The sequence below is a fragment of the Pseudomonas sp. 05N434 genome, from assembly GCF_056396965.1.
Genome location: NZ_JBFTMK010000146.1, coordinates 1 through 9,394 on the forward strand (window position 1 = coordinate 1; position 9,394 = coordinate 9,394).

At 57.5% G+C, this 9,394-nt stretch carries 13 protein-coding genes; 3 read left to right on the forward strand and 10 right to left on the reverse strand.

The annotated features are described in order from the left end of the window. From AC1DLB_RS11845 to thrS, 3 genes are all read right to left on the reverse strand, one after another. Nucleotides 1-105 (reverse strand): large ribosomal subunit protein bL35 (locus tag AC1DLB_RS11845; protein WP_477785038.1); only part of this gene is annotated, 105 nt, incomplete at its 3' end. 60 nt (nucleotides 106-165) lie between these two features. Further along, the gene (infC, locus tag AC1DLB_RS11850; RefSeq protein ID WP_477785039.1) at nucleotides 166-717 is read right to left on the reverse strand and encodes a translation initiation factor IF-3; all 552 of its coding nucleotides are present in this window, start codon (nucleotides 715-717) and stop codon (nucleotides 166-168) included. After that, entirely contained in the window at nucleotides 717-2,639 is a 1,923-nt protein-coding gene (gene thrS / locus AC1DLB_RS11855) for a threonine--tRNA ligase (RefSeq protein WP_007940231.1), read from the reverse strand. The genes infC and thrS overlap by 1 nt, the downstream gene beginning before the upstream one ends. 373 nt (nucleotides 2,640-3,012) lie before the next feature. Here thrS and AC1DLB_RS11860 point away from each other — a divergent pair, with 373 nt between their 5' ends. Further along, nucleotides 3,013-3,315, forward strand: a complete 303-nt coding sequence (locus tag AC1DLB_RS11860) for a hypothetical protein (RefSeq protein ID WP_138867073.1) — start codon at nucleotides 3,013-3,015, stop codon at nucleotides 3,313-3,315. 290 nt (nucleotides 3,316-3,605) lie between these two features. After that, a complete protein-coding gene (locus tag AC1DLB_RS11865; protein WP_003179963.1) occupies nucleotides 3,606-3,818 on the forward strand; it encodes a cold-shock protein in 213 nt (70 codons plus the stop codon). A gap of 65 nt (nucleotides 3,819-3,883) precedes the next feature. Here AC1DLB_RS11865 and AC1DLB_RS11870 read toward each other — a convergent pair whose 3' ends face one another. Together AC1DLB_RS11870 and AC1DLB_RS11875 are read right to left on the reverse strand one after the other, a co-directional pair. Further along, nucleotides 3,884-4,201 (reverse strand): I78 family peptidase inhibitor, encoded by a 318-nt coding sequence (locus AC1DLB_RS11870; RefSeq protein WP_018930278.1) that lies wholly within the window; start codon nucleotides 4,199-4,201, stop codon nucleotides 3,884-3,886. A 167-nt stretch (nucleotides 4,202-4,368) separates the two neighbouring features. Then, nucleotides 4,369-4,674 carry a hypothetical protein gene (locus AC1DLB_RS11875; RefSeq protein WP_018930280.1) on the reverse strand — a complete coding sequence of 102 codons (306 nt, stop codon included), beginning with the start codon at nucleotides 4,672-4,674 and terminating at the stop codon, nucleotides 4,369-4,371. Between the two features lie 132 nt (nucleotides 4,675-4,806). Here AC1DLB_RS11875 and AC1DLB_RS11880 point away from each other — a divergent pair, with 132 nt between their 5' ends. Further along, nucleotides 4,807-5,019 (forward strand): hypothetical protein, encoded by a 213-nt coding sequence (locus tag AC1DLB_RS11880; protein ID WP_018930281.1) that lies wholly within the window; start codon nucleotides 4,807-4,809, stop codon nucleotides 5,017-5,019. Between the two features lie 38 nt (nucleotides 5,020-5,057). Here the strand turns inward: AC1DLB_RS11880 and AC1DLB_RS11885 are convergent, their stop codons facing one another. The 5 genes from AC1DLB_RS11885 to AC1DLB_RS11905 form a co-directional block, all read right to left on the reverse strand. Continuing rightward, nucleotides 5,058-6,086, reverse strand: coding sequence for a nucleoside hydrolase (locus AC1DLB_RS11885; protein ID WP_018930282.1), 1,029 nt, complete (start codon nucleotides 6,084-6,086; stop codon nucleotides 5,058-5,060). Nucleotides 6,087-6,119: 33 nt separating this feature from the next. Further along, the gene (rbsD, locus tag AC1DLB_RS11890) at nucleotides 6,120-6,524 is read right to left on the reverse strand and encodes a D-ribose pyranase (protein ID WP_477744346.1); all 405 of its coding nucleotides are present in this window, start codon (nucleotides 6,522-6,524) and stop codon (nucleotides 6,120-6,122) included. After that, entirely contained in the window at nucleotides 6,521-7,438 is a 918-nt protein-coding gene (gene rbsK, locus AC1DLB_RS11895) for a ribokinase (RefSeq protein ID WP_477744347.1), read from the reverse strand. Before rbsK ends, rbsD begins: the two co-directional genes overlap by 4 nt. A 60-nt stretch (nucleotides 7,439-7,498) precedes the next feature. Then, the gene (locus tag AC1DLB_RS11900; RefSeq protein ID WP_019649606.1) at nucleotides 7,499-8,518 is read right to left on the reverse strand and encodes a LacI family DNA-binding transcriptional regulator; all 1,020 of its coding nucleotides are present in this window, start codon (nucleotides 8,516-8,518) and stop codon (nucleotides 7,499-7,501) included. 3 nt (nucleotides 8,519-8,521) lie between these two features. Next, nucleotides 8,522-9,394 (reverse strand): ABC transporter permease (locus tag AC1DLB_RS11905; protein ID WP_477785037.1); only part of this gene is annotated, 873 nt, incomplete at its 5' end.

A 9,394-nucleotide genomic window follows, 5' to 3' on the forward strand; every position in this document is an offset into this window, starting at 1 on the left:
CATTTTAGTCAGGATGTGGCTCTTGAAAGCGTGCTTGTGCTTGATACCGTTAGCAGTTTTCAAAAACCGCTTAGCAGCACCACTTTTCGTTTTCATTTTTGGCATGTTCGGATACTCCGCATTCAGTTGATAAACATAATCAGAAGGCCTGCCGTGCCCTGTTGATTACTTCTTCTTTTTCGGGGCGATGACCATGATCAGCTGGCGTCCTTCCATCTTAGGATGCTGTTCGACCGAACCGTACTCGAGCAAGTCACCTTCAACTCGCTTGAGGAGTTCCATCCCCAGCTCCTGGTGGGCCATCTCACGGCCGCGGAATCGCAAGGATACCTTGGCCCTGTCCCCGTCACTCAGGAAACGTACCAGGTTGCGCAGTTTTACCTGGTAATCCCCTTCCTCCGTCCCTGGACGAAACTTGATTTCTTTAACCTGAATCTGCTTCTGGTTTTTCTTGGCCGCGGCAATCTGCTTCTTCTTTTCGAAGATCGATTTGCCGTAGTCCATCAGTTTGCAAACAGGGGGTACTGCATCGGCGGAAATTTCCACCAAATCCAGTTTGGCCTCTTCAGCCWTAAGAAGCGCGTCTTCAATTGACACAATCCCAAGCTGTTCACCTTCAGCCCCAATTAACCGAACCTCGCGTGCCGAGATATTCTCGTTGATCGGGGCTTTCGGTGCAGCTCGTTTATCTTGTCTCATTTCACGCTTAATAATAATTACTCCGAATCTGGGCGACCACGCCGGGAAACCGCTTGCGCGAGAAACTCAGCGAACTGGGCGACGGGCATCGAGCCCAGGTCAGCACCTTCACGAGTACGCACAGCGACAGTCTGCATCTCGACTTCCCGATCTCCGATAACCAAGAGATAGGGAACCTTGAGCAAAGTATGCTCGCGGATTTTAAAGCCGATCTTTTCATTTCTCAAGTCAGACTTGGCACGAAATCCGCTTTCGTTGAGAGTTTTTTCAACCTCGGCGGCAAAATCGGCTTGTTTATCAGTGATATTCATAATCACTGCCTGGGTCGGCGCCAGCCACGCGGGGAATGCACCCTCGTAGTGCTCGATCAGAATTCCGACGAAGCGCTCGAAGGAACCCAGGATCGCCCGGTGCAACATCACCGGGTGCTTGCGACTGTTGTCTTCGGAGACGTATTCGGCTCCCAGACGGACAGGCAGGTTAAAATCGAGCTGAAGGGTACCACACTGCCAGACACGGCCGAGGCAATCTTTCAGCGAGAACTCGATCTTCGGACCGTAGAACGCACCCTCGCCCGGCTGCAGATCGTACGGCAGGCCCGCACTATCAAGGGCTGCGGCCAATGCCGCTTCGGCGCGATCCCACAACTCGTCGGAACCGACGCGTTTTTCCGGACGAGTGGACAGTTTCATTTCGACTTCTTTAAAGCCGAAGTCGGCATAGACGTCCATGGTCAGCTTGATGAACGCGGCGGATTCGGCCTGCATCTGCTCTTCAGTACAGAAGATGTGAGCATCGTCCTGAGTGAAGGCGCGAACACGCATGATGCCGTGCAGTGCACCCGACGGCTCGTTACGGTGGCAGGCACCGAACTCGGCCAAACGCATCGGCAGCTCGCGGTAGCTTTTCAGGCCCTGATTGAACACCTGCACGTGGCACGGGCAGTTCATCGGCTTGATGGCGTAGTCGCGGTTTTCCGACTGCGTGGTGAACATGTTGTCGGCGTAGTTGGCCCAGTGCCCGGATTTCTCCCACAGGCTGCGGTCAACGACTTGTGGAGTCTTGATCTCCAGGTAACCGTTGTCGCGCTGAACCTTGCGCATGTACTGCTCGAGCACCTGGTACAGCGTCCAGCCGTTCGGGTGCCAGAACACCATGCCCGGCGACTCTTCCTGGGTGTGGAACAGGCCCAGACGCTTGCCGATCTTGCGGTGATCGCGCTTTTCAGCTTCTTCGATGCGCTGGATGTAAGCCGCCAGCTGCTTCTTGTCCGCCCATGCGGTGCCGTAGACGCGCTGTAATTGCTCGTTCTTGGCATCGCCACGCCAGTAGGCGCCGGACAGCTTGGTCAGCTTGAAGGATTTCAGGAAGCGCGTGTTCGGCACGTGCGGACCGCGGCACATGTCGACGTATTCTTCGTGATAGTACAGACCCATGGCCTGCTCGTTCGGCATGTCTTCGACCAGACGCAGTTTGTAGTCTTCGCCGCGAGCCTTGAACACTTCGATCACTTCGGCGCGCGGAGTGACTTTCTTGATCACGTCGTAATCTTTCTCGATCAGCTGCTGCATGCGCTGTTCGATGGCGGCCAGGTCGTCAGGCGTGAAAGGACGCTCGAAGGCGATATCGTAATAGAAGCCTTCTTCGATGACCGGACCGATGACCATCTTGGCCGTCGGGTACAGCTGCTTGACCGCGTGGCCAACCAGGTGGGCGCAAGAGTGGCGAATGATCTCCAGCCCCTCTTCATCCTTTGGCGTAATGATTTGCAGCGAAGAATCGCTGTCGATGATGTCGCTGGCGTCGACCAGCTTGCCATTGACCTTGCCGGCTACGGTGGCCTTGGCCAGGCCTGCACCGATGGATGCGGCGACCTCGGCTACGGAAACCGGGTGATCGAATGAACGTTGACTGCCGTCGGGAAGAGTAATAGTTGGCATGGCGCCTCCTCTCCTAGTGGTGACCCCTACCAAAGGTCACGTGGGTTGGGATGAGCCAGTACAAGATCCGATCCAGGCCATTCAATGACGAACGCCTGCCTTACAGCGGCAGGAGCCTTGCGGCCAACCGGAAAACCGAACCAGAGTGACTGGGATTCAAATCAGGGTTATTCGCGCATTTGCCGCTGCCGGGACGGAAGGTCATCCGGAGCCTGCAAACACCCGAGCCAGGCATGCTAGCACAGATGAACGGTCATCGATGCACCGAGGTTTTCTGCTGGGGCAAATCAGGCTTTTTTGTGCCAGAGTGCTGAACTTGAACCCCGTGTCACCCATCAGATAAAAGACATTGACCCGAAAGGAGCATCTCAGCATGCGTCTGAATCGTTTATTCGCAGTAGTCGCCCCCCTCGTCCTGTTGCTGCCGTTGGCCGCCCATGCCGACTGGCCAAAGGGTGAGCGCGAGAAGTACATGGCTCAGTGCACACAGGCGGCTTCCCCTCAGATTGGCGCTGCTGCGGCAAAATCCCACTGCGCTTGTGGCGCCGACGCGATCAAATCCTACCCGGCCAGCGATATTCAGTCGCTGATGGACAACAAGGCCACCCCGGAACTGCAACAAAAGGCACTGGGCGAGATCGCCAAATGCAAGGCCAATGCACCGGCGAAAAAGTGAGGAAAAAGTCCTTTTGACTCGGCCCAACGCTGATAAAAAATGATGGATTTCAGCTTTTTCGTACGATTTATGCAGGTTTTACAGCTTTTTTTATTGTCTTTACTTTCGGCTGAAAGCCTTTTAAAACGGGGCTTTCAGCCATACAGAGCAACAAAGAGAACGCGACTGTAGGGCAAACAGCACGTCCGGGGGGCTCCCAAAGCGAACATTTCGACTATGATACTCCGGTGTGCCCAGTTGGCCTGAGCAGCACAGTACTACTGAAAATATATGTTTCTTGGAGATACACCATGTCTAATCGCCAAACCGGCACCGTTAAATGGTTCAACGATGAAAAAGGCTTCGGCTTCATCACTCCTCAAGGTGGCGGTGACGACCTGTTCGTACACTTCAAAGCTATCGAAAGCGACGGTTTCAAAAGCCTGAAAGAAGGCCAAACCGTTTCCTTCGTGGCTGAGAAAGGCCAAAAGGGTATGCAAGCTGCACAAGTTCGCCCAGAGTAATTTTCTGGCGCACTAAAAAAACCCCGTCCATGTGACGGGGTTTTTTATGGGTGAAACAAAAACAATCAGCCGCAGTTGACGCGGGTGACCACCAGATTGCTGTCGGTGCTCAGGTTCAGGCGATCGGAGCGGTACTCCAGAGTCACCATGTCATCAGGCTTGAGAAACCGGGCATTCTGCGCGCCTGCACGGGTACGCGCCTGCTCCAGCAATTCGGGCGAAGCCTTTTTGCCAATGGTGAATTCGGCAGCCTTTGCTTCACAACGGCTGTGGCCGGTATCGGTCGCCACAGGGTCCTTTGCCGACTCGGTGGACGTACTGCTGCAACCGGCCAGCAGAGTGGCGGCCAACAACGTACCCAATGATGCGAGCTTCCAAGGCATGAAGCCTCCTTTCTTTCAAAAATTAAGCAGAGATCGTGCGACCGCCATTTTGGTGTTTGGTTTCAAGGCGGGCGCTATCGCCCTGCCCTCGATCTGGACGAGTGGCGAGTTTGCCTGAGCATCGCCCTGGCGTTCATCCCGCAATCGTCACTGAATATGAACAGCGTTCAATAGACGTCGATGTAGTCGTACGGCGGATTCGGCCAGTTGTCTTTCAGCGCGTTGAAGATCTGCATGACCCACACCTCATCGCTGGCTGCGACCCGTCCGACATAACCCGAGCCCTTGGCCCATGTTTCCAGGCGAAACCGCAGCCCGTCGATATCAGTACCACCCACGACACCCGACGAAATGTAAGCGATGCCGCCCTTGGTGACCCGCAACTGAGTGTGCTCATCGTCGCTGGCAGAAGCCAGTAGCTGACGCACTGCTTCGAGGGTCAAGCCGTCAGGAGTGTTCAAATCGATCTGCACAGCACAATCCTTGAAAATTCGTCAAAGACCAAGTGTCGCATAGCCCTCTCCTGATGCCTAAGTCGGAGTGCCAAACGTCCTGCAAAATGGTTAACTCGACACTCAGACTTTCCCGACTTCACGAGCGCCATCATGACCACYGTAAGCATCGACGCCAATATCACAATCAAGTGGCCACAGGGCCACAGCTCTTACAGCCCGGGCAGTCCGGAAGAGCTGGCAATCATTGGTATCGATTTGCTGGTCAAGGAATTGGGGACACAGGCCGCCCAGACCTTCATAACCCAGGTTCTCGAGAAGTACTCCGACGACTATAAGGGCATGAGTGCAACGGATACCGAGTAGCGGAAAACCCCGCAGGCTGGCACCTGCGGGTCTATGGATTACTTCAAGCGAGCCAGGCGCTGGGTCAGCAGATCGAAGAAGCCCTGGGCGTCGCCATTTTCAACCCAGAAGGCATTCTTCGGTGCCTTCAGGCCGTCATACCAGTCGACAACGGTCTGACCGAAGGTCGGCCCTTCTCGACTGTCGACCACCACGTTTACCGAGCGACCGGTAAACAGTTCCGGCTTGAGCAGGTAAGCGATRACCGTGGCGTCATGCACCGGGCCACCCGGAATGCCGTAGTGCTCCATGTCACCTTTGACGTATTCGTTGAGAATATCGCCCACCAGCTTGCTGGCATTGTTGTCCAATGCGGCGATTTGCTGCAGGCGCGCTTCACTGGTGAGGATCTTGTGGGTCACGTCCAGCGGCAGATAGGTCAGTTTGACGCCACTCTTCAGCACCACTTCCGCCGCCTGCGGGTCAGCGAACAGATTGAACTCGGCCACCGGGGTGATGTTGCCACCATTGAAGTGCGCACCGCCCATGATCACCACTTCCTTGATGCCCTCAACGATTTCAGGCTCCTGGATCAGCGCCAAGGCCAGGTTGGTCTGCGGGCCGAGCATGGCGATGGTGATGCTATGGGGTTTGGCGGCCTTCAGGGTATCGATCAGATAGTTGACTGCATTGCCTTCGGCCAGGCCTTTCTTCGGCTCATGCACGGTGACACCGGACAGACCTTCCTTGCCGTGGATGTTTTCGGCATAGATCGGCGTGCGCATCAGCGGTTTCGGCGCCCCCGCGTACACCGGCACCTCCTCACGCCCTGCCCATTCACGGGCCAGACGCGCATTACGCGAGGTCTTGTCCAGACGCACGTTGCCAGCGACGGTGGTCAGCGCACGAATGTTCAACTCTTCCGGCGAGGCCAGGGCAAACAGCAAGGCGACCACGTCGTCGGCACCTGGATCGGTGTCGATGATCAAGTCGATCTTTTCCGCCGCGTAGGCGCTTGTTGCGGTAATCAGGGACAAAAGCAGCAGACTCCGAAGCAGGTGATGCAGTTTCTGAGCGTAGCGATGCATAGCGCACTCCTTGTGCGTGGGAAGAACGGAAAGTTAGAACGTTACGCCAGCCACTAAAATGATGTTGCAGTACGGCTGACATTCGCCTGTACGAACAATCGCCCTCGCTTGTCGGCTGAGCGCCTTGAATTGTTCATGACTGATCAGCTCGCGCCGGCCAAGCGCACCTTCGGCATTCAGTTCATCCAGCACGCTTAAGGCCGACGGTTTTTTATCGAGAATTTCATGGGCCAGCACATGGCTTTCGACCTGCATTTCGCTGAGCACAACCTTCAAGGTACTGATGAAATCCGGAATGCCATGGGTCAAGGCCAGGTCAATCAACTCGACGCCGGGTGGTACTGGCAAGCCCGCATCGCCGATCACAACGGTGTCGCCATGACCCAGGGATGCGATCAGCCGCGACAACGCGACGTTGAGCAAAGGTGTCTTTTTCATGGTGCTTTAAACGCCTGTACGTCGGACAAGGTAGGAATCGAAGGTTGCGCGCCAGCCCGGGTGACCGACAGCGCAGCGGCGACCTGACCGAAACGGATCGCCTCGGCCTCGCTTTTGCCGGCCGCCAGGGCCGCTGCGAAACCACCGACAAACGTGTCGCCGGCCGCGGTGGTATCGACTGCTTTCACTTTCGGTGCCGGGAAATGCTCGAAGGTGATGCCATTGGCGAACAGCGATCCCTGAGCGCCAAGGGTGATGATCACCTTACCGGCGCCCATGGCGATCAAGCGGGTCGCGGCGGCTTCGGCAGTGCTCAGGGAATCCACCGGCAAACCGCTCAAGGCCGACGCTTCGCTTTCGTTGGGGATCAGGTAATCGATGGCCGCATACCAATCCGCCGGCAGCGGGCGACTGGCCGGCGCCGGATTGAGGATCACGGTCTTGCCCAGCTCACGACCGCGTTTCAAAGCATGGCCGACCGTGGCATCCGGCACTTCCAGCTGGCAGATGATGACATCCGCCTTCTGCAATACGTTGTCGAAACGGTCGATCACCTCAGGGGTCAGCGCGCCGTTGGCACCGGCAACAATCACGATCGCGTTCTGACTGTTGTCATCGACCACGATCAACGCCACGCCGCTGGAATCCTCGACCGTAGTGACGGCCTGGCAATCGATCCGCTCGGCCAACAGCGCTCCGCGCAGCGCTTCGCCATAAGCATCGCTGCCGACACAACCGACCATCGACACCTGCGCTCCCAGCCGCGCCGCGGCCACGGCCTGGTTCGCACCCTTGCCTCCGGAAACCGTGGCAAATGACTGGCCGATCAACGTTTCACCACCATGGGGCAGCCGTGGCGCCCGGGTCACCAGGTCCATGTTCAGGCTGCCTATTACCACTACTTTTGCTGGCATACATCTTTACTCATCAATTCGATTTCAGCGGTGCTTTTTTTGTTTAGCGGTGCTTTCGGCTCAGCGATATTGGGCAAACACACCGGCCAGCGGCGCGGTCGATTCCCGCAGGACAATACTGGGCGTCACGATGCGCTGATCGGTCGCCAGATCCGGCGCGGCGATCCGACGCAGCAACACCTCGGCCGCCATCTCGCCAAGTTGCAGGATTGACTGGCCCACGGTGGTCAACGCCGGATAGACGTAACGGCTCATCTGGATATCGTCGAAACCAATCACCGACAGCTCGGTGGGCACACGAATATTGCGTTCGGCAGCGGCGCGCAACACACCGATGCCGATCATGTCGTTGCCGGCGAAGATCGCGCTGGGCGGATTCTTTTCCAGCAGGATTGCGGCGGCGTTGTAACCGCCGGTGCTGGTGAAGTCGCTTTCCAGCATGCGCTCACGCGGCACCTCGACGCCCGCCTCTTTCAACGCCCGGCAATAACCGGCCAGACGCATCTGCGCCACGCTGGTACTCGCCGGGCCGCCAATCGTGGCGATGTCCCGATGCCCCAACTCCAGTAAGTGCCGGGTCGCCAGATAGGCACCGTATTCGTGATCGATGCGCACCAGGTCCGCGTCGACGCCCTCGAGGTCACGGTCGACGATCACCATCGGCGTACGCACACCCGTCAGGCCTTCGGCCAGGCTGCTGTCACCACCGGCAGACGCTACGATCAAGCCGTCGATGCGCTTTTCCAGCAGCACGCGAAGGTAGCTGCGCTGCTTGTCCAGGTTGTCATCGGAATTGCAGAGAATGACGCAATAGCCATTGCGCTCGCAGTAATCCTCGATGCCACGGGCCAGCTCGGCGAAGTACGGGTTGAGGCTGTTGGGCACCAGCAGGCCGATGGTCGCGGTGGTTTTCGCCTTCAACGAGCGAGCCACGGCGCTGGGCACGTAGTCGAGGCTTTTGATTGCCGCCTCGACCTTGATCCGCACTTCCTCACTGACTGGCCGCGTCTTGTTTACCACATGGGAAACCGTGGTGTAGGAAATGCCCGCGAGTGCCGCTACATCCTTGATCGTTGCCATGACTCAGGTCCGCCGGCTTGCGCGCTGACTGCGATAGGTATCGAGCACCACCGCCACCACGATAACCGCACCGGTAATGATGCGTTTGGTTGGCTCGGTCGCGCCGATCTGCGCCAGACCGGCCGCCAGCACGGAGATGATCAGTACACCGAAGAACGTGCTGATCACCGAACCGCGCCCGCCCATCAGGCTGGTGCCGCCGATCACCACCGCAGCGATCACTTGCAGTTCCAGACCGGAGCCGGCATTCGGGTCCGCCGCTTCCAGGCGAGAAATCTGAAACAGTGCAGCAATACCGGCCAGCAATCCCATCAGACTGAAGACCAGAATCTTGTAGGGCTTCGGATTGATCCCCGCCAGACGTACCGCCTCTTCATTGGTGCCGATGCCGATCAGGTAACGACCGAACACCGTACGCGTCAGCACAGCCTGGGCGATGAAGATAATCAGCAAGGCAATGATGAACGACGGCGAGATGCCGAATGCGATCGGGTTGGACAGCCAGGCGAAGGCGTCACCGATATAAGCGGTGCGCGAACCGGTCATCTGGTATGCCAGGCCCCGCGCCATTTCCAGCACACYGAGGGACACGATGAACGACGGAATCCGCCAGGCCACGGTAATCGAACCGGTGATGGTGCCCGCCAGTGCCGCGGCACCCATTCCCAGCAACGCCGCCGGCAGCACGCTCCAGCCCCAGCCGAGAATCGCCACGCTGACTGTCGACGCCGCCAGCGCCAGCACCGAACCCACCGACAAATCGATTCCGCCGATAATCAATACGAAGGTCATGCCGACCGCCAGCACCATCAGATCGGGAATCTGGTTGGCCAGGGTGCTGAAGGTGTCGTAAGACAGGAAATGGCTGCTCAACAC